The organism is Cognatishimia sp. (assembly GCF_049116455.1).
Classification (GTDB): Bacteria; Pseudomonadota; Alphaproteobacteria; order Rhodobacterales; family Rhodobacteraceae; genus Cognatishimia.
Window position 1 is genome coordinate 561,910 of the sequence record NZ_JAGDYW010000003.1, and the last position, 20,134, is coordinate 582,043.

Annotated in this window: 20 protein-coding genes; 12 read left to right on the top strand and 8 right to left on the bottom strand. The window is 53.4% G+C overall.

Going from position 1 to position 20,134, the window contains the following annotated elements:
* The first annotated feature begins 9 nt into the window (after positions 1–9).
* The 8 genes from JXQ85_RS07720 (at position 10) to JXQ85_RS07755 (ending at position 9,377) form a co-directional block, all read left to right on the top strand.
* Positions 10–1,101 (top strand): helix-turn-helix transcriptional regulator, encoded by a 1,092-nt coding sequence (locus JXQ85_RS07720; protein WP_421748312.1) that lies wholly within the window; start codon positions 10–12, stop codon positions 1,099–1,101.
* A gap of 625 nt (positions 1,102–1,726) precedes the next feature.
* Positions 1,727–2,758, top strand: a complete 1,032-nt coding sequence (locus JXQ85_RS07725) for a LacI family DNA-binding transcriptional regulator (protein ID WP_421748313.1) — start codon at positions 1,727–1,729, stop codon at positions 2,756–2,758.
* 151 nt (positions 2,759–2,909) lie between these two features.
* Positions 2,910–4,160, top strand: coding sequence for an ABC transporter substrate-binding protein (locus tag JXQ85_RS07730; protein ID WP_421749039.1), 1,251 nt, complete (start codon positions 2,910–2,912; stop codon positions 4,158–4,160).
* Between the two features lie 158 nt (positions 4,161–4,318).
* Entirely contained in the window at positions 4,319–5,257 is a 939-nt protein-coding gene (locus JXQ85_RS07735) for a carbohydrate ABC transporter permease (RefSeq protein WP_421748314.1), read from the top strand.
* Positions 5,258–5,269: 12 nt separating this feature from the next.
* On the top strand, positions 5,270–6,103 hold the full coding sequence (locus tag JXQ85_RS07740) for a carbohydrate ABC transporter permease (RefSeq protein ID WP_421748315.1): 834 nt from the start codon (positions 5,270–5,272) through the stop codon (positions 6,101–6,103).
* A 9-nt stretch (positions 6,104–6,112) separates the two neighbouring features.
* Positions 6,113–7,117 carry an ABC transporter ATP-binding protein gene (locus JXQ85_RS07745; RefSeq protein WP_421748316.1) on the top strand — a complete coding sequence of 335 codons (1,005 nt, stop codon included), beginning with the start codon at positions 6,113–6,115 and terminating at the stop codon, positions 7,115–7,117.
* Positions 7,114–7,887 carry an L-iditol 2-dehydrogenase gene (locus JXQ85_RS07750; protein ID WP_421749040.1) on the top strand — a complete coding sequence of 258 codons (774 nt, stop codon included), beginning with the start codon at positions 7,114–7,116 and terminating at the stop codon, positions 7,885–7,887. Before JXQ85_RS07745 ends, JXQ85_RS07750 begins: the two co-directional genes overlap by 4 nt.
* On the top strand, positions 7,875–9,377 hold the full coding sequence (locus tag JXQ85_RS07755) for a mannitol dehydrogenase family protein (protein WP_421748317.1): 1,503 nt from the start codon (positions 7,875–7,877) through the stop codon (positions 9,375–9,377). Before JXQ85_RS07750 ends, JXQ85_RS07755 begins: the two co-directional genes overlap by 13 nt.
* Positions 9,378–9,447: 70 nt before the next feature.
* Here the strand turns inward: JXQ85_RS07755 and ureG are convergent, their stop codons facing one another.
* The 8 genes from ureG to JXQ85_RS07795 are packed head-to-tail and all read right to left on the bottom strand — an operon-like array spanning position 9,448 to position 14,513.
* Complete coding sequence (ureG, locus tag JXQ85_RS07760) at positions 9,448–10,086, bottom strand: urease accessory protein UreG (RefSeq protein WP_421748318.1); 639 nt, start codon at positions 10,084–10,086, stop codon at positions 9,448–9,450.
* Complete coding sequence (locus JXQ85_RS07765) at positions 10,083–10,763, bottom strand: urease accessory protein UreF (RefSeq protein ID WP_421748319.1); 681 nt, start codon at positions 10,761–10,763, stop codon at positions 10,083–10,085. The genes ureG and JXQ85_RS07765 overlap by 4 nt, the downstream gene beginning before the upstream one ends.
* Positions 10,720–11,202, bottom strand: coding sequence for an urease accessory protein UreE (locus JXQ85_RS07770; protein ID WP_421748320.1), 483 nt, complete (start codon positions 11,200–11,202; stop codon positions 10,720–10,722). Before JXQ85_RS07770 ends, JXQ85_RS07765 begins: the two co-directional genes overlap by 44 nt.
* A 5-nt stretch (positions 11,203–11,207) precedes the next feature.
* Complete coding sequence (gene ureC / locus JXQ85_RS07775) at positions 11,208–12,920, bottom strand: urease subunit alpha (RefSeq protein ID WP_421748321.1); 1,713 nt, start codon at positions 12,918–12,920, stop codon at positions 11,208–11,210.
* Positions 12,920–13,225: an urease subunit beta gene (locus tag JXQ85_RS07780; protein WP_421748322.1), complete on the bottom strand. Its 306-nt coding sequence runs from the start codon at positions 13,223–13,225 to the stop codon at positions 12,920–12,922. Before JXQ85_RS07780 ends, ureC begins: the two co-directional genes overlap by 1 nt.
* A complete protein-coding gene (locus JXQ85_RS07785; RefSeq protein ID WP_421748323.1) occupies positions 13,222–13,410 on the bottom strand; it encodes a hypothetical protein in 189 nt (62 codons plus the stop codon). Before JXQ85_RS07785 ends, JXQ85_RS07780 begins: the two co-directional genes overlap by 4 nt.
* Before the next feature lie 11 nt (positions 13,411–13,421).
* Positions 13,422–13,724, bottom strand: coding sequence for an urease subunit gamma (locus JXQ85_RS07790; protein WP_122075017.1), 303 nt, complete (start codon positions 13,722–13,724; stop codon positions 13,422–13,424).
* A 3-nt stretch (positions 13,725–13,727) separates the two neighbouring features.
* Positions 13,728–14,513 (bottom strand): urease accessory protein UreD, encoded by a 786-nt coding sequence (locus tag JXQ85_RS07795; RefSeq protein ID WP_421748324.1) that lies wholly within the window; start codon positions 14,511–14,513, stop codon positions 13,728–13,730.
* A 424-nt stretch (positions 14,514–14,937) separates the two neighbouring features.
* On the opposite strand from JXQ85_RS07795, the gene urtA reads away from it, so the two are divergent.
* The 4 genes from urtA (at position 14,938) to urtD (ending at position 20,132) form a co-directional block, all read left to right on the top strand.
* A complete protein-coding gene (urtA, locus tag JXQ85_RS07800) occupies positions 14,938–16,218 on the top strand; it encodes an urea ABC transporter substrate-binding protein (protein WP_421748325.1) in 1,281 nt (426 codons plus the stop codon).
* A gap of 68 nt (positions 16,219–16,286) precedes the next feature.
* Complete coding sequence (gene urtB, locus JXQ85_RS07805) at positions 16,287–18,224, top strand: urea ABC transporter permease subunit UrtB (protein ID WP_421748326.1); 1,938 nt, start codon at positions 16,287–16,289, stop codon at positions 18,222–18,224.
* Positions 18,225–18,228: 4 nt separating this feature from the next.
* Positions 18,229–19,395 carry an urea ABC transporter permease subunit UrtC gene (gene urtC / locus JXQ85_RS07810; protein ID WP_421748327.1) on the top strand — a complete coding sequence of 389 codons (1,167 nt, stop codon included), beginning with the start codon at positions 18,229–18,231 and terminating at the stop codon, positions 19,393–19,395.
* Positions 19,392–20,132, top strand: coding sequence for an urea ABC transporter ATP-binding protein UrtD (gene urtD, locus JXQ85_RS07815; RefSeq protein ID WP_421748328.1), 741 nt, complete (start codon positions 19,392–19,394; stop codon positions 20,130–20,132). The genes urtC and urtD overlap by 4 nt, the downstream gene beginning before the upstream one ends.
* Positions 20,133–20,134: the final 2 nt, after the last annotated feature.

Genomic DNA, 20,134 nt, shown 5'->3' on the forward strand with positions numbered 1-20,134 from the left:
AAGTGAATTATGGATCTAAATACTCTTTCGTCGAAACTGATCAAAGCGATCCAAGATCCCTTATTGTGGCATGAAGCACTTGGGGATCTTTGCGTATTCACCAAAACTGATCGCGCACTCATCAGTCTACGGGATAAAAAAGACGCATCCATCGTAATCCCAGATGATGTTTCTGAGGAATTTGCTAGCCCTTTGATATTTGGGTTCAGCGAAGCCGAAGTCGAGGCATTCCTAAGCGACTTTGGTGAGGTCGATCCTTGGACGGCCATCGAGAAAGAAAACTACCCGTATTTTCCCTATTGCATGTCTCGATACCTGCCCACTGACCAGTTGAAACAGACGGAATTTTGGCACTGGCTGCAGCCTATGGGCATTTCCGATTCTCTGGTCTGCGAGATCGGTCAGACCGAAACCTATTGGGCAGCATTGAACCTATATTTTGAGCCCGAAAACGAAGATCAAGTCACAGCTGTCTTGGATCGCGTGAAGCAAGTTTTGCCGGTTTTAAAGTCGGTTTGGAGCACAGGGCGCGAACTGCAGATTGCTAAGTCTGCGGCGGATTCCATGGAAATCATCCTGTCTGCAATCCATGAACCCGCTGCCATGGTTTCTCATGACGGAAACTTGATTGCGCAAAACGTTCAGATGGATGCATTTATGGCGAAGGCTGGGTTAGCACCTCAGAACAAATCTGAATTTGCCCTGCCCTCTGATTTGACAATCCGCAAAACCAAGCAATCCGAAAAGCTGCATTTGCGCCGGTCTAAAGCGTCAGGCAGCAAAGGCGAAGTACACATCAAAGCCTATAAGACAGTGCAATTCAGTGATGGCGAAAATCGGGATTCCTATTTGCTAACAATTGAACAGCCAGCCTCTTTGCATCAGCTTTCGGGTGCCGAGGTTTGGGATTTCGAAGCGCTCACGCCGCGTGAAAGGACCTTGGTTAAACTGGCCGCCGAGGGACTTAAATTCAGTGAAGCCCAAGAGGAAATGGGGCTGTCCTACCCGCGGATCATGCAGATCTGGAAATCGTCGCGGGATAAATTGGGCATCAATGATGTCAATGAACTGCGACTGGCACATAAGCTAAAGAAGGCCTGAGGCCACTCAGTTCAATGGCCAATTTGGCTTCATGATTGTGTTGATGTCATCGCTGTCGTTCTTATGAAACGCAGCCCATTGCAAAATTATTCATTATTTTGCCAGACCTATAGACAAGTATAGGTTATGGAGCTTGCCCCCTGGTGTTAACCTTTTGTGGGCCGGGATGGGCGCATTTAACTATCGAGCATCGCAATGGAAGGTGTCGCTGTGTCAAAGCAGAGGCATAGCTGATCTTACTGGTCAGATGTGATGTTATTTTTATGACCTAAGAATTTTCTAGGATATCCTCGACCTTCTTCGATGTGTTCTCCAAGCATAGTCTGTCCCGGCTTCACCTTTCCTTCACAAAATATCGCTGACTTCCTCAAGTCTAAATTGCTTTTGTCTCCAATCCCTTACTGGCGATTAACTTGCCGCGTCTAAGTCTATCAACGCCGCCGCAAGCGCGACATTTTCAGCCGCCTTTTTGCAAATCCCGCGTGCCAGTCCATTTGACGCAAAAACCTTGGCAAATAAGACTGAGGTTGAGGCAGGGGTTTGTTTCCGCGCGTAAAAGAATTATGGTTCAATTCGAATGACACCCTCGGTGGGGTCAAGAAATTGGACGAATACAGGCGCGCAAATGTCAGGCACGAAGATCAAAAACATGGAAGAATTTGCACGGGTCAGTGGCATCTCACGTCCGACCCTTTCCAAGTTCTTTAATGACCCTGACAGTGTGCGCGCCTCAACGCGAAAGCGCGTGGAACAAGCGCTTGAGCAATACGATTATCAACCCAACCTATATGCGATAAATCAAAACCGGCGCCTGACGAAGAATATCGGGATCGTTGTGCCCTATTTAGCCGATCCATTCTTTGCCAAAATCGTGCGTACCATTGAGATGCAGATCATCGAGACAGGCTTTCGCCCGGTTTTGCTTGGCTCGATGGGCGACCCAGAGATTGAAGTTGCAAACCTAGACAACCTACGCAGCCTAAAGCCCGCTGGTGTTTTACTTGCGCCCTTAGGTCGAGCCTCTGATCATCAAAAGATAGAAGCCTTCTGCGCAGACATTCCCACCGTGTTGTTTGACGCAAATATCGATGGCATCGGAGAGGCCTTTGTCGGATCAAACAATGAGCAAAGTATTGATCTAATAGTTGATTACCTATGTCGCACTGGCCAACCGCCGAGCTTTTTTGAGATGAAATCGCCCTCCAACCCGAACGCCTTTAAGCGTCGCAGCGCTTATATCGACGCGATGGAGCAACTTGGCCATGAACCGCATTTGATCCAAGCCGAAGGCGAAGGCTGGGAATTTGAAGAGATCGGCTTTCGCGAAGGTATGCGCGTGGTCCGGGACCGCAATTTGCCAACTGATACGATCTTATGCAGTAACGACCGCTTGGCGATTGGCTTGCTGTCTGCGGCCTATGAATCTGGTCTGCGGGTTGGTTTGGGCGAAAACTGTAATCTGCGCGTCGCAGGGCACGATGATCACCCATTTTCGCGTTACACCTGCCCGTCCCTCACAACTGTGTCACAGGATTATGCTGCCATCGCCAAGGAAAGTGCTGCGCTTTTGGTGCAGCGCATCGAAGCCGAACAGCCCAGCGATTCGCGTCATGAAGTGCTGTTTGATGGTCAATTGATTATGCGCACCTCAGCCTAAGTCTTTCTGATTTATCGCAAATTCTAAATACTTTACGCGCGTAAATTTTTAAATTGACGCGAGCGCCTATTGGACGTTAGCCTTGTCTCAAGCATCTACTTTAGGGAGGACGAGGATGTTAATTAAAGGCGCACTTCGCGCAGCCACTGCCATGACGCTGCTTGCAGCAGGTGGTGTATCTGCCGAATCTTTGACAATTGCGATCGTGAACAACGGTCACATGATCAACATGCAGAAAGTCGCAGAAGCTTACACCGCCGAAACCGGTGTCGAGCTGAACTGGGTTTCTCTGGAAGAAGGCGTTCTGCGTGAGCAGGTCACTTCAGACACCGCCACAGGTGGCGGCCAATACGACATCATCAACATCGGCATGCAAGAAGCGCCGATTTGGGGTGCAGCGGGTTGGATTGAACCACTGAGCTTCTCTGCAGATTACGACGTGGACGACATTTTGCCAGCGATGCGCAATGGTCTGTCTCATGAAGGCACGCTTTATGCGGCACCTTTCTATGGGGAAAGCTCCATGGTCATGTATCGCAAAGACCTGACTGATGCAGCCGGTGTTGCAATCGGTGACAACGACAGCTGGGACAATGTAAAAGCCGCAGCCGCTGCGATCCACGATCCGGATAACGGCGTATACGGTGCCTGCCTGCGCGGTAAGCCAGGTTGGGGTGACAACATGGCGTTTATCACAACTGTGGTGAACTCTTTCGGTGGCGCATGGTTTGATGCCGAAGGCCGTCCACAATTGGATAGCGCAGAATGGAATGCGGCGATCAACTTCTATGTCGATCTGCTAGGTTCTTATGGCCCTCCAGGCTCTGAAGGTAACTCCTTCAACGAAATCCTAGCGCTTTATAACGAGGGCAAATGCGGCATGTGGATTGACGCCACAATCGCGGCCTCCTTCCTTGAAGTGGACGGCGTAGCTTACGCTCAGTCACCAAATGCCGGTAACCCAGTTGGCGCAAATTGGCTGTGGGCTTGGGCGATGGCGATCCCAGCGGGTTCTCCGAATGCTGAAGCTGCTGGTGATTTCATCGAATGGGCGACATCCAAGGACTATGTGAAGGCCGTCGGCAATCACCCTGAATTTGGCTGGGGCTCTGTACCAACCGGTCAACGAGCATCCACCTATGCGATCCCTGAATTCCAGGCCGCTGCAGGGTTTGCATCCGCTGAATTGGCTGCGATCGAAAGCGCTGCACCAGAAGCGACAGATCTGAAACCATATGTAGGTGTTCAGTTTGCCGCGATCCCTGAGTTCCCAGAGGTTGGCTCTGCGGTAGCACAGGAAATGGCTGCAGCCCTATCCGGTGCAAAATCAGTCGAAGATGCGCTTGCCGCTGCTCAAGGCGCCGCTGACTCGATCATGAAAGAAGCGGGCTACTACGACTAAGCTCACCAAGGGCCCGGCGGGCATCCCGCAGCGCCGGGCCCTTACCAAGACGTACCACAGGGTTTGCTAGATCGCCTTGGTACCGCCTAACATCCAAGCAATCGCAACCCGACTAAAGACGCAAACCGGAGTTCCCGCTTTGCCGAGAGGATAGGACCATGTCCGACAGAAAGCTCCCTCGCCTTCTACAAAGCCCCGCAGTTCTGCTGCTGCTTGTATGGATGCTGATCCCACTGGGGATGACGCTGTATTTTTCATTCATCCGCTACGTGCTGAACAGCCTGCGCCGTCCTGAGTGGACCAGCCCAAGCCTTAGCAACTGGCGCGGATTTGGGAACTACGAATTTGTTCTAAAATCCAAAGATTTCTTATTCGCCATTCAGAATAGCCTATTCATCGTTTGCAGCATTCTGATCCTCACTGTGATCCTCGGCGTGTTGATTGCAGTACTGATCAACAAGGCTTTTCCCGGCCAAGGCATCGTCCGCGTGCTTCTGATCTCACCATTCTTTGTGATGCCAGCCGTAAACGCCGTCCTTTGGATCAACATGATCCTCGACCCGGTCCTTGGCCTGCAAGGCATCGCGATTGGCAGCATCAATGATCTGATTGACAGCCTAAGAGCGGCACCGGGCGTTGGCTGGTTCTTCTCGCTCTGGCCTGACTTAAAACCGATTTCGTTCCGTGCGACACAGACCTCAGCCTATGCGGTGATCATCATGGTCACCTGGCAGTGGACACCCTTCGCAGTTCTTATCTTTATGACCTCGCTGCAATCTGAGGACCAACAGCAGAAAGAGGCTGCCGTTTTGGACGGGGCCAGCACCTGGTCGCAATTTCGGTTCCTCACCATACCGCACCTCTCTCGCCCTATCGCGATTGTGGTCATGATCCAGGCGATCTTTCATCTGTCGCTTTATGCAGAAATCGAGATCGTCAGCCGCGGGAACGGCAATAAAAACCTGCCTTATCTGATCGGTGAATTCGCCAATAACAACATCGGGGCCGCCAGCGCTACAGGCATCTTCGCAGTCATCCTCGCCAACATCGTCGCTTTCTTCTTGCTGCGCATGATTGGCAAGACATTGATGGAATAAGGGAAAAGACCCATGGCAATTGTTGCAAAACCCTCAAAGTTCGGCACTTATGGCCGACCGACCATCGCGTGGATCGTGGGACTTCTGTTCTTCTTCCCAATTTTCTGGATGGTGCTGACAAGCTTTAAGACCGACGCGGATGCGGTGAAGCCAGAACACCTGATCTGGTTCACTCCGACGCTGGAAAACTACATCAATATGACCGAAAACTACGACTATTGGCGCTTTGCCAAGAACTCGGTCATTACGGCGGTCTTCGCCACGGTGTTCACCCTGTTTGTTGGCATTCCATGCGCCTATGCGATGGCTTTCAATCCGAGCAAGGCCACCAAGGACGTGTTGATGTGGATGCTCTCAACCAAGATGCTTCCTGCGGCAGCCGTGCTATATCCGATGACGTTTTTGACCAAATCAGCAGGCCTGTTTGATACGCACTTCTTGATCATCCTGGTGCTCAGCCTGATCAACCTGCCGATCGCGATCTGGATGCTGTTCACTTACTTCAAAGAGATCCCCAAGGACATCATTGAAGCCGGTCAAATGGATGGCGTCAGCACCGTAGGCGAGATCAAAGAGATCCTGATCCCTCTCGCTTGGGGTGGTATCGCAGCGACGGCCCTTCTGGTCTTCATTTTCTGCTGGAACGAAGCCTACTGGACCGTCCGCCTGACCACCACAGACGCTGCAACACTTTCAAAGCTGATCGAAGGCAACCGCGCCCCTGAAGGTCTCTTCTTTGGCCGCCTCTCTGCCGTATCAGCCGCCGCCGTTGGACCGATCGTTGTCCTCGGATGGTTCTGCCAGAAACAACTTGTCCAAGGCTTGACCTTCGGCGCCGTGAAATAAGGAAAGACAATGGGACGTATTCAACTCAAAAATGTGACCAAAAGCTTTGGTGACGTGCAGGTCATCCCACCGTTGGACCTGACCATCGAAGACGGAGAGTTCGCAGTATTTGTCGGCCCATCGGGCTGCGGGAAATCCACCCTTCTGCGGATGATCGCGGGTCTTGAAGACCTTACTTCTGGCGAGATCGAAATCGACGGGGATGTCGCCACCGAAGTTCCGCCATCCCAACGCGGTCTGGCCATGGTGTTCCAATCCTACGCGCTTTACCCGCACATGACCGTGCGCAAAAACATCGGCTTTCCGCTGCGCATGGCCAAGATGGAACAATCTGAGATCGACCAACGCGTTGAAACTGCAGCGACTTCATTGAACCTGAATGATTATCTGGATCGCAAACCTGCCGATCTATCTGGGGGTCAACGTCAGCGTGTTGCCATTGGACGTGCCATTGTGCGCGAACCAGCGGCCTTCCTTTTTGACGAACCTCTGTCAAACTTGGACGCCGCTTTACGTGTAGGCATGCGACTTGAAATTGGTGAGCTGCATGAGCGGTTGAAAACCACAATGATCTACGTGACCCACGATCAGGTTGAAGCCATGACCATGGCCAATAAGATTGTTGTTTTGCGCGCTGGAGTGATTGAACAAGTGGGCTCTCCTCTTGATCTGTATCACCGCCCTCAGAATGAATTTGTTGCAGGCTTCATTGGCTCTCCGAAAATGAACTTTGTGAAAGGTTCGGAGGCTGAAAAACACGGCGCTGCCACCATTGGCATCCGCCCCGAACACACCGATGTCAGCATGACGGATGGTGCTTGGAAGGGCCGCGTGGGCGTTGCGGAACATCTGGGGTCTGACACGTTTATCCACGTGCATGACACGGGGCTCGCCGACATGCTGACCGTACGCGTTGCTGGCGACATCACCGTAAAACACGGGGATACGATCTACCTGACGCCGCAGGCTGACCAAATCCACAAATTCAACTCTGAAGGGCTTCGGATCGACTGATGCGTCTAGAAGGAAAGACAGCTTTGATCACCGGAGCGGCGCGCGGCATTGGACGCGCGTTCGCCGAGGCCTATATTCGCGAAGGCGCGCGTGTCGCCATCGCTGATATCGACATTGATCAAGCAGAAGACACCGCCAATGCCCTTGGCGATATGGCCAGCTCAGTCAAAATGGATGTCACTCAACAGGACAGCATTGATCAGGCCGTGAACACAACCGCCGAAAGCCTGGGTGGTATTGATATCTTGATCAATAACGCGGCAATTTTCACTGCAGCTCCGTTGACTGAGATCACGCGCCAGGACTTCACGCGCACCTTTGACATCAATGTCGCGGGTACGCTGTTCACCATGCAGGCTGTGGCGCGTCATATGATGGCACGTGGCAAAGGCGGCAAAATCATCAATATGGCCAGCCAAGCGGGTCGTCGTGGCGAGCCATTGGTCGCGGTCTATTGTGCAACCAAAGCTGCGGTGATCAGCTTGACGCAATCCGCAGGCCTGAACCTCATCGAGCACGGCATCAACGTAAACGCCATCGCCCCCGGCGTGGTGGATGGCGATCACTGGGATGGCGTGGATGCCTTTTTCGCCAAACACGAAAACAAGCCCCTTGGCCAAAAGAAAAAAGAAGTCGGCGCGGCCGTTCCCTATGGGCGCATGGGCATTGCGGATGATCTGACGGGTATGGCTATTTTTCTGGCAACGACAGAAGCCGATTACATCGTGTCTCAATGTTTCAACGTGGATGGTGGCCAATGGATGAGCTAAAAAACCCATCGCAAAAAGACAGTGCATTGGTCTTAAGCAATGACAGTCTGGAACGCCTGCCACAGTCGGTTGGTACGCCCAGTTACGATCGCGCTGCTCTTACAGCGGGAATTGTGCATATTGGACTTGGGAATTTCCATCGTGCGCATCAAGCTTGGTACATCCACCGCTTATTGCAAAAAGGACTGGCGCAGGATTGGGCGATCATCGGCGCTAGCGTGCGTCATCAAGATCAAGAGATGCGTCAGAGATTGGTCGATCAAGACTGTCTAACGACGCTGATCGAGTTGTCCCCGAACCACAAATCAGCCGAAGTCATTGGATCAATGATCGACTATTTGCCGATTTCTGAAGATCACAGCGCTCTCATCCGACAGATGTCAGACGCAGCAACCAAAATCGTCTCGTTGACGATCACCGAGGGTGGGTATTTCATTTCGCCAACAGATGGGGGGCTTGATCTAAGCCACGACGACATTCTCAAAGATATTCGCACGCCAGATCAGCCTCGCACGGTCTTTGGTGCGATCGTCGCGGCTTTGGCGACCCGGTGGACCGCAGGAACAGGTCCGATGACAATTCTAAGCTGCGATAACCTACGAGGGAATGGCGGCATCACCCGGCAAGCCGTCGTGACTCTGGCCGATCAAACCGACCCAGATTTAGCGCAATGGATCGATACGCAATGCAGTTTCCCCAACTCCATGGTGGATTGCATTGTGCCCGCCACCGGCCCCAACGAACGCGCCTTGGCCGAGGAATTTGGCATTAAAGATACGGTCCCAGTTACCCATGAAAACTTTCGTCAATGGGTGATCGAAGACAATTTCTGCGCTGGCCGCCCGCCGCTTGAAGCTGTGGATGTAATCATCACACCCGATGTCCATGCCTATGAGGCGATGAAAATTCGTGTGTTAAACGCGGGGCATCAGGTACTTGCCAATCTTGGGGAGCTTCTGTCAGTTGAAACCATCGCTGAATGTATGGTGAACCCCCTGATTTCAGAGTTCTTTCAAAAGGTCGAACAGTCTGAAATCACCCCCTATGTCGCCGATGTACCGGGCATGACAGCCACCGAATACCTGTCATTGATCACCACGCGGTTTTCCAACTCGGAAATCCGCGACACGACACGGCGCGTGGCCTTTGATGGATCTTCACGCCACAAAGAGTTCATTCTTCCGATCCTGCGCGATGCTTTGGCAGCCGGCGGATCAATCCAAGGCCTGGCTTTGGTAGAAGCCCTTTGGGCGCGTCAATGCGCGGGTACGCGGGCTGACGGCTCAGTCATTCAAGACAATGATCCAAATTGGACGATGCTGCATGATGCGGCACTGCAAAGTGAACAGCAGCCCGAGGCTTGGCTAACACTTTGCACGATCTATGATGATCTGGCCAAAAACGCCGTCTTTAAAGAGGCATTCTGCCGTTGGCTGAGCCTGATTTGGAAGGATGGGCCCGCCAAAGCTGTCGCGACCTATTTGGCCTAACGGAATAATCGCGAATTATACGAAACAATGTGCCGCGATAGACGCGGCACATTCACTAACGCAGCAAGGCTCAAGCTGCACCCTTTGCTTCAAGTTGCGGCAATCCCGACTGGCCCAGAAGCGTCTCAAGAATCTCGGCTACCCCTTCTCCCTGCTTTAGGTTGGTAAAAATGAACGGCCGACCTTCGCGCGTGCGTTTGGCATCGCGGCGCATGACATCTAGAGATGCCCCCACATGCGGTGCCAAATCGGTTTTATTGATCACCAAAATGTCTGAGCGTGTCAGGGCTGGTCCGCCTTTGCGCGGGATCTCTTCACCTGCGGCTACGTCGATCACATAGATCGTCAAATCGGCGAGTTCTGGACTAAAAGTGGCAGATAGGTTGTCGCCGCCGCTTTCGATCAGAACCACGTCCAAATCTGAATGACGGTCCTGCATTTCAGCCACCGCAGCAAGGTTGATTGATGCGTCCTCGCGGATGGCCGTATGGGGACAACCCCCAGTTTCCACACCGATAATACGATCTTGCGGCAGGATTTGCATGCGCATCAACGCCTCTGCATCTTCCTGCGTGTAGATGTCATTGGTGATCACACCGATTGAGAATTGATCTTTCAAAGCTTCAGACAGACGCGCGGTCAAAGTGGTCTTGCCTGCACCAACCGGGCCGCCAATCCCCACGCGCAGTGGGCCATTCATTTGGGTCATGATTGAAATATCCTTGGTTGAAGCGTTTCGTGGCGCATGGCCGCGATGTCAGAGAGAAAGGCGCTGGAAGATATATCGTCCAAGCCTTGCTGCGCAGTCTGCGCCGAGACTTTGATGCAATCCATATTCAGACGCGACAGAATGGCCTGCGCATCGGTCTGCCCCAAAGGCATCAGTCGTTGCGCTGCGGAGACAAGATTGCCCAGAAAGGCCTGCAAGTAGAGGGTGACAACCATGTCTATCGGCAGCCCAGATAAGCGGGCCGCCCGGCCCAGCGCGACCGGGAACTGCAACGTGGGCAACGAGAGAGACCAGACTTCGGACACCACGCGCGCAAAGGCCTGCCCTTGCCGTTCCCCTTCCCGCAGACGTTCAATCGAAGCCGCATAGGCGCGACATTGCGCATTCAACTGTTCGATCTCTGCTGTCGTTTCAGCGTCATGTGCCAAGCGTATCCAAGTAGCGTCAGAATGTGCAGATCCGTGTCGCAGAATATCCTCAAGCCAGTCTTGCAGATCAGAAGGCTCGGCAATCCACCCACTCCGGATCGCCTGCTCTACCCCATGCGAATATGCAAATGACCCGAGAGGAAACGCCGGCGACAGCCATTGCGTTAATGTTAGAAGTTTTGCGTCACTCAGCATGGGAATGATCATGTGCGGAATGGCCATGTTCATGGGAATGGGTCCGACCATGCCCGTATGCCCCGCCTTCTGGCGTAAAGGGTTCCACCGCCTCGGCGACCTGCGCCCCAAGATGCGCGAGCATGTGCTTGATCACCGGATCATTTTGAATCAATAGGCGATTGGCCTCGATCTGACACGGCGTGTGACGATTGCCGATGTGCCAGGCCAAACGCTGCAGGTTGTCTCCAGTAACAACCAGAATCTCTTCTGACGCGGCGCGTACTTCAATCAATCGACCATCCGATAACTCTAAGGCATCGCCTTGATCCAATGACTCGGTTTTTTCGAGATCAATGACAAAGGATGTCCCGCCGTCTGTTTCCAGACGTTTGCGTCGCAAAAACCGCCCGTCATAAGACAGGGTGACTGTATCAAAGTGATCTGCATGAGAATGACGGTGCAGGGATTGAGCCAGTGGCAACATGATCATAAACCTCAGTATAAAAAGTAACGCTGCGCCATCGGCAGCTCAGTTGCCGGCTGACAGGTCAGCAATTCGCCGTCTGCGCGAACTTCGTAGGTTTCAGGGTTCACTTCGACCTTCGGCGTGGCGGTGTTCAGCTTTAGATCGGACTTTCCGATATTGCGGGTGTTGCGCACGGCCAGCGTTGATTTCGCAAGGCCCAGCGTGTCACCGATGCCCTCGGCCTGCGCTGCTTCGGACACAAAGGTCACAGCAGAATTTTCCACAGAACGACCATATGCGCCAAACATCGGACGAGAGTAAACTGGCTGCGGCGTTGGAATGGACGCGTTCGGATCACCCATCTGCGCCATGGCAATGGTACCACCCAGTAAGACCATCTCTGGTTTCACACCAAAGAAGGCAGGATCCCACAATACCAGATCGGCGCGTTTGCCTTCTTCGACAGAACCAATTTCTTGGCTCAACCCATGCGCAATGGCCGGGTTGATCGTGTACTTCGCAACATAGCGGCGCACTCGGAAGTTATCATTGTCTCCGGTCTCTTCTGCCAAACGCCCACGTTGTTTCTTCATCTTATCAGCGGTTTGCCAGGTGCGGATCAGCACCTCGCCGACACGGCCCATGGCCTGGCTGTCTGAGGCGATGATCGAAAACGCCCCCATGTCATGAAGAATGTCCTCGGCAGCAATCGTCTCGCGCCGGATACGGCTTTCGGCAAAAGCCACGTCTTCGGGGATTGATTTGTCCAAGTGGTGACAGACCATCAGCATATCGAGGTGCTCTTCGATGGTATTTACGGTGAACGGGCGCGTCGGGTTGGTGGACGACGGCAGAACATGCTCTTCGCCACAGATTTTAATGATGTCCGGCGCGTGGCCTCCACCGGCGCCTTCGGTGTGGAAGGCATGGATGGTGCGGCCTTTCATGGCTGCAACGGTGTTTTCCACGAAACCGCTTTCGTTCAGCGTATCGGTGTGGATCATGACCTGCACGTCCATCGCATCCGCAACCGACAGGCAGCAGTCAATGGCCGCTGGCGTCGTTCCCCAGTCCTCATGCAACTTCATCGCACAAGCACCGGCTTTGATCTGTTCTTCCAAAGCCGCTGGCAGAGAAGCGTTGCCTTTGCCGGCAAAGGCCAGGTTCATCGGGAAAGCATCTGCCGCCTGCATCATGCGACCAATGTGCCAGGCACCGGGCGTACAGGTGGTTGCCAATGTCCCATGCGCTGGCCCGGTGCCTCCGCCGAGCATGGTGGTAAGACCCGAATGCAAAGCGTCTTCGATCTGCTGTGGACAAATGAAGTGGATGTGGCTGTCAAAACCACCCGCTGTGAGGATACGACCTTCACCTGCGATGGCTTCTGTGCCCGGTCCCACGATGATGTTCACACCCGGCTGGGTATCTGGGTTACCCGCTTTGCCGATTTTACGGATACGTCCATCGCGTAGGCCGACGTCCGCCTTATAGACACCGGTATGGTCCACAATCAGCGCGTTGGTGATGACGGTATCAACGGCCCCTTCTGCGCGTGTGGTCTGAGCTTGGCCCATACCATCGCGGATGACTTTCCCGCCGCCAAATTTCACTTCTTCGCCGTAAGGACCGGTCAAGTCGCGTTCGACTTCGATGATCAAATCAGTGTCTGCCAATCGGACCTTGTCGCCCACTGTCGGGCCAAACATCGCGGCATAGTCGGATCGTTTGATGGTTGCTGGCATCAGAGCGCCCCCATAACTTTTTGATTAAACCCATAGACTTTGCGAGCACCGGAAATTGGGATCAGATGTACTTCGCGGCGTTGGCCAGGTTCAAAGCGCACAGCGGTCCCAGCGGCGATGTCCAGACGCAGGCCGTATGCAGCGTCACGGTCAAACTCCAAACCCGGATTGGTTTCTGCAAAATGGTAATGGCTGCCGACCTGCACAGGGCGGTCGCCGGTGTTGGCAACCATCAACGTGATCGCCTCGGCACCTTCGTTCAGAACCAATTCGCCTTGGGCAGCAAAGACCTCTCCCGGGATCATGACCGCTGCTCCGCAGGTTTGCGGATCAAATGCTTAGCGGCAGCGACAATTAAACACGTGCCGATCAACGCGGCTCCAGCGATCCAGTTTTCGGAACCATGAGGGTGCATATGAAGGCCTTCATGCGCCAAGGCTGGTGTTGCGGTCAGAAGCAGAACGGATGCAAATTTTACAGCGGATTTCATGGGGTATCTCCTTAGCGAATTGGGTTGTGAACGGTGACAAGCTTGGTGCCATCCGGGAAGGTTGCTTCGACTTGCACCTCGTGGATCATGTCGGCGATGCCAGCCATGCATTGGTCGCGGCTGACGACTTCGGCCCCTGCTTGCATCATGTCTGAAACGGATCGCCCGTCGCGCGCGCCTTCAACAACGGCGTCGGTGATGAGGGCAATCGCTTCGGGGTGATTAAGCTTCACGCCGCGCGCCAGACGTTTGCGTGCAACTTCAGCGGCCATGGCCACCATCAGCTTGTCTTTTTCCCTCGGGGTCAGGTTCATGGGTCAAAGTCTCCAAGAGGTTGGGAGCTGGTCTTTGGTCAACCGCTCTAGAATAGGAATGAGGGTGCGGCGCAGCTCAAAGCTGTCAGCCGCGACCATACGAAGGGTCAAAAGATCCGGTGCCAGAAGGCTCGCCCCGCCTGTGTCAGGCAGATTGCGCCGGATGGCATCCAAGTGGGCCTCTGCATCCGGGGCGACATAGACAAGGCTCACCATGGCCCCTGCCCCGCAAGCGATTGCCCGCCGTGCAAGGTGTTTCATTGTATCGCCGTTTAGATCGAGTCCATCCCAGTACAGCGCATGACCACCGCGGTTTAGCTTAACGCGATCTCTGAACGAGACCTCAGTCAGGATTTCCCCCATGGCCGTGCGTCCAAAGATGATGGGTTCAACCATCAAAAAGCGCGCACCTTTTGCAAGGTCCACGGTCAGCCCACGATCCAAAGCTGATCCTTCAAACAAGATCATTTCTTGTGGGAGCCAATTTAACTGCGCATCTGTTTCAATCTGCAGGTCACTTGTCATACGCGCGCGGCCACCTTGAGCACGGTATGCACGCTCTGCCGCTTGGGTGGTTAACGTCAGCGAACTGCCTGCACCAGCGCTGGCCACGATGTCGATCTGATCGCCACCGGTCAGACCGCCTGACGTATTAATAAGAATGGCCTGCAGATCCTCGGCGCGTGGGAACAAGGCCTTCATCGCGCCCGAGGTTCGAAAACGGTCAATACGGCTGCGACCTTCAACGAACTTTGAAGAAAGCGTTAACGCGCCCTTTGTACGCGGCACGGGTCCGATCGCATTCTCGGCTTTATATGTGGCAGCATTTATTATGGTATGATTCCCAAAACAGTTCTGCTGCATCCTTGGTCAAACACGTCAGGAAGTGACCACTTCGCGTGAAAATTCGGCATTGCAGCATGGGTGAATGCCAGAAAATTAGGCGAGCATGGGTAATTTTGATTAAAAATTAAACACCGCCCTCAAAAGGAACAACGTTTCGGCCTGAAAAGTTGAACCAAGCCAATTCAGCGACCTTCATAAGGCCACCTGATCTCGGGCTTCATGCTCGTTTGGGGATACTGGGAGTGTGACGGCCAATCGATTGGACCTCGGAAAGACCGCCACACGAAATGCAACAAACGTTGCGGAGACCTTGCTACGCGTTTGCGCGCTTTCGTGCAATGCGACGGGAGCTCCGCGAGGAGTTAATATGATGAAATTCGCAAAAACCTTAACCAGCGCTGCCGCTCTGACGATTGCTGGTTCTGCGGCTATGGCTGCTGACTGTACTGTTAAGGTCGGTGTTCTGCACTCGCTGTCTGGCACCATGGCAATCTCTGAAACCACATTGAAAGACACCATGCTGATGCTGGTGGATCAACAAAACGCCAAGGGTGGCGTTCTGGGCTGTGACCTTGAAGCTGTGGTTGTGGACCCAGCGTCTGACTGGCCGCTGTTTGCTGAAAAAGCACGCGAGCTGCTGACTGTATCCGAAGTAGACGTCATCTTTGGGTCTTGGACATCCGTGTCGCGTAAATCTGCTCTGCCGGTTCTTGAAGAACTAAACGGCTTGATGTTCTACCCTGTTCAATACGAAGGCGAAGAGTCCTCCAAAAACGTCTTCTACACAGGTGCCGCGCCGAACCAACAGGCGATCCCTGCGGTGGATTACTTCCTAGAAGAGCTGGGTGTTGAAAAGTTCGCTCTGCTGGGCACAGACTATGTGTACCCACGGACGACCAACAACATTCTGGAACAGTACCTGCAAGACAACGGCATCGCGAAAGACGATATCTTTGTGAACTACACGCCGTTTGGTCACTCTGACTGGGCAACCATCGTTGCTGACGTTGTGGCCCTTGGTGAAGACGGTAAATCCGTTGGCGTAATCTCGACCATCAATGGCGACGCAAACATCGGCTTCTACAAAGAACTGGCTGCAGCCGGTATTTCTGCGGATGACATCCCAGTGGTTGCCTTCTCTGTAGGTGAAGAAGAGCTGTCCGGTCTGGACACAACCAACCTTGAGGGTCACCTCGCGGCTTGGAACTACTTCCAGTCTGCAGAATCTGATGTGAACGCAGAATTCATCGATGCTTGGAAAGCCTTCGCAGGTGAAGAGCGTGTGACCAACGACCCAATGGAAGCTCACTTTATCGGCTTCAACATGTGGGTAAACGCGGTTGAAGAAGCTGGCACTACAGACGTCGATGCAGTGCGCACAGCGATGTATGGTCAAGAGTTCCCGAACCTGACAGGCGGTACAGCGGTTATGCTGCCAAACCACCACCTGGCGAAACCAGTTCTGATTGGCGAAATCCAAGCAGACGGTCAGTTCGACATCATCTCTAAGACCACTGAGGTTCCGGGCGATGCATGGACAGACTTCCTGCCAGCATCCGCTGTTCTGAAGTCTGACTGGAAAGAGCTGGGTTGCGGTATGTACAACACCGAAACAAGCTCCTGTGTTCAGATCAAATCCAACTACTAATCTGATCCTGTAACGATCGGCCAAGGCGACGTTTCGCCTTGGCCCCAAATTAAACGGCGACTTTCCCTATGATCCGCATATTCACCATGGTGCTGGCACTGATGTGCTTGCCACTGACGGCGCACGCGCAAGAGCTACAAAGCCTGCTGCAGGACCATCAGAAAACCATTGCAAAACCATCGCGCAAAACCGTTGGCCCTGCGCTTGACACATTAGTTGCATCGGGGCTTTCGAACGTTCCGGAGTTTCTTGAAAACTGGCAGGGGAAAGAAGTGTATAGCCGTAAAGACGATGGGCTGTTCTTTTACGGTGCAAAGTCGGCTGATGGTCTGGTGTTGACGGACATCGATACCAAAGAAATCGTCTCCACAGTCGATCCAAAGGCTGCGAAACAAATCAAACCCAACGGTGGCGTGCGCAAAGAAATCGCCTCTGCCTTGGTGCAATTCCAATTAAGTGATCCTGATTTGACACGGCGCACCGGTGCGGTGGACGCCATCGCGCGCAATATGGCGGGCAGTATGCTTGCACCGTTGATGGGATCGATTGACAACGAAACAAACGCCGCACTGAAGGCCCGCAAAGAAAAACTGGCCAATTATCTCGGTGCCCGATTTGGCGAGAATAGCGAAGACCGTGTCGCAGCTATTGAAATTATCGCTAATGATTTGAGCGTTGATGGGCGGGCGATCCTCTCGCAAATTCTTGAAACGAAATTTGAAGTCTCAGAAGGCGAAACAAAGGCCAATCTGGCTGCGACGCTTGTTGTTGGAAAAGACATCTCTCGAGAAGAAGCTTATGACCTGTTGGTCTCCGAGAAAGGCTTGCCGCCTGTTCTGTCTGACAACGAGCTGCGACTTGCATTAGAAGACCATGTCGATGGCGGTAAAATCGCCGGGGTTCCTATTGCGCAACTCAATGACCTGACAAAACGCAACACTGCTTACGATGCATTGGTCACAGAAGGTCTGGTGCCTGAACGCGCTACAGAAGCATCAATCGACGCCGCGTTAAACAGGTTCCAAATTCACAGTGTTTTCTTAGAGCAAGATCGCGCTGTTACAGACGCTGCCACGATAGCCCAATCCTCAGTGCAAACCCGCGTTGGCGTGAACCAATTCTTTGATCTGAGCCTAGATGCGATTTCTTTGGCATCGATCTACTTCCTTGCAGCCGTAGGTCTCGCCATCACCTTTGGCGTGATGGGCGTGATCAACATGGCCCATGGTGAATTCATAATGATGGGCGCGTACACGGGCTATGTTGTGCAGCAGTTTGTGCCCAATTACACCGCATCGCTCATCGTCGCCCTACCCTTGGCCTTTATCGTGACCTTTGCGGCAGGTGTCGCCATGGAACGATTGGTTATTCGCTGGCTCTACAACCGACCGCTGGAAACCCTGTTGGCGACGTTTGGTATTTCCATCGCATTGCAACAGCTGGCGAAGAACATCTTTGGAACGCAGGCACGTCCGCTGACTTCTCCGGGCTGGCTGGATGGCGCTTGGATCATCAATGACGTCGTGCAAATCAGCTATATCCGTATCGCGATCTTTGTACTGGCCTTGCTGTTTCTTGGATTACTGCTGTTCATCCTCAAGAAAACCCGCTTGGGTCTTGAGGTGCGCGCCGTGACACAGAATCCGCGCATGGCGGCCTCTATGGGCATTAACCCCGATAAGATCAAAATGATGACATTTGGTCTAGGCTCAGGCATCGCGGGAATCGCAGGCGTGGCTATTGGTCTCTTTGCTAAAGTGACCTCTGAAATGGGCTCTGACTATATCGTGCAGTCCTTCATGACTGTTGTTGTAGGCGGCGTAGGTAATGTCTGGGGTACGCTCGCAGGTGCTGCAATGATCGGTACTTTCCAGAAGGGTGTGGAATGGCTCAATCCATCCAACACCTTGGCGGCACAGACCTATATGATCCTCTTCATCATCCTGTTCATTCAATTCCGGCCAAAGGGCATCATCGCCCTCAAAGGCCGCGCGGCAGGAGATTGATCCGATGCGTAAGAGCTTTTTTGCAGAAAACCCATCCGTTCTTTGGTTCCTCGCCTGTCTTGGTCTATTCACCTTTGGTGTCACTGTTCTGGCAGAAGCAACGGGCGCCGGAGTGATCTCGACTTCTTTTGTGAAGACACTCGGCAAGGTGCTTTGCCTGTGTTTGGTGGCCATCGCCATGGACGTCGTCTGGGGCTATTGCGGGATCTTGTCTCTCGGCCACTTTGCATTCTTCGGCATCGGTGGCTACGCAGTTGGCATGTGGCTAATGTATGCGCGTACGGAAACCATCGTGACGCAGAACTTGGCGGAACGGACCATTCCACCAACACCAACCGAAATAAACGACGCCATCGCCACGCAGATCTTTGGCGTGGTGGGATCCACCGAGTTTCCTCTGATCTGGGCTTTCTCACACAGCTTGGCGTTACAGCTTCTACTCGTGGTGCTGGTGCCCGGCCTTCTGGCGCTGGTCTTTGGCTGGCTGGCCTTCCGGTCCCGCGTCACAGGCGTGTACCTGTCGATCCTGACCCAAGCCATGACACTCGCCCTGGCGCTTTATCTCTTTCAAAACGACAGTGGTCTGCGCGGCAACAACGGGTTGTCTGGCCTACAAAACATCCCGGGCTTTGAGGCCGTCCCGCAGTCGGTCATTTCCATGGCATTCTTCTGGGCCTCTGCAATCGCGTTAGGGCTGGGATATGTGCTCTTCGCGCGCGTTCTGAGCGGTAAAATGGGCAGCGTGATCCGCGCCATTCGCGATGATGAAGCGCGTGTGCGTTTCCTCGGCTACCACGTTGAAAGCTATAAGCTCTTTATCTTTACGCTGACCGCTGTTGTAGCGGGTATCGCGGGTGCGCTTTATTATCCGCAAGCCGGTATCATCAACCCAGCCGAAGTTGCCCCAATCGCCTCGATCTATCTGGCGGTCTGGGTCGCGATCGGCGGTCGCGGTCGCCTTTATGGCGCGGTCATCGGCACCGCTTTTGTGTCGCTTTTATCCAGCTGGTTCACCGGCGGTGGTGCCCCAAACATCAACCTTGGCTTCTACACCATCCAATGGACCGAATGGTGGCTTGTCTTGCTTGGCGTCTCCTTTTTGGCCGTCACTCTCTTCTTCCCCGGTGGAATTGGCATGATCTTTGACAAACTGAAAAGGAACGCCTCATGAGCACGCTTTTAGAACTATCAGGCGTCTCGGTGTCCTTTGACGGGTTTAAAGCCATCAACAACCTCGCCTTCCAGATTGCCGAGCCAGAAATGCGCGCCATCATTGGCCCCAACGGCGCAGGCAAAACGACCTTCATGGACATCATCACAGGTAAAACCAAACCGGATGAAGGACACGTTTTATGGGGCGAAAAATCCATCAACCTGATCGGTAAATCCGAAAGCATGATCGCCCGTGAAGGCATCGGGCGGAAATTCCAGAAACCCACGGTGTTTGAAAATCAAACCGTGCGCGAAAACCTAGCCATGGCTTTAAAAAACCCACGTGGCCCTTTTGAAGTGCTGTTTTATCGCAAATCCACCGAAGGTGCAGCGCGGATCGAGGCGCTGGCTGCGGAAATCAACCTGACTGAGCAACTGACACGCAACGCAGGTGAACTGAGCCATGGCCAAAAGCAATGGCTCGAAATCGGCATGTTGTTGGCCCAAGATCCTCGCCTGCTTCTGGTGGATGAGCCTGCCGCCGGCATGACCGTATCAGAGCGCGAAAAAACCACCGAAATTCTGGTGGAGGCAGCGAAAACCCGCGCCGTGGTTGTGGTGGAACACGATATGGAGTTCGTGCGCCGATTAAACTGCAAAGTGACGGTGCTGCACGAAGGCTCTGTTCTGGCGGAAGGCTCTATCGATCACGTCACACAAAACCCTGAAGTCATTGACGTTTATTTGGGACGCTAAAC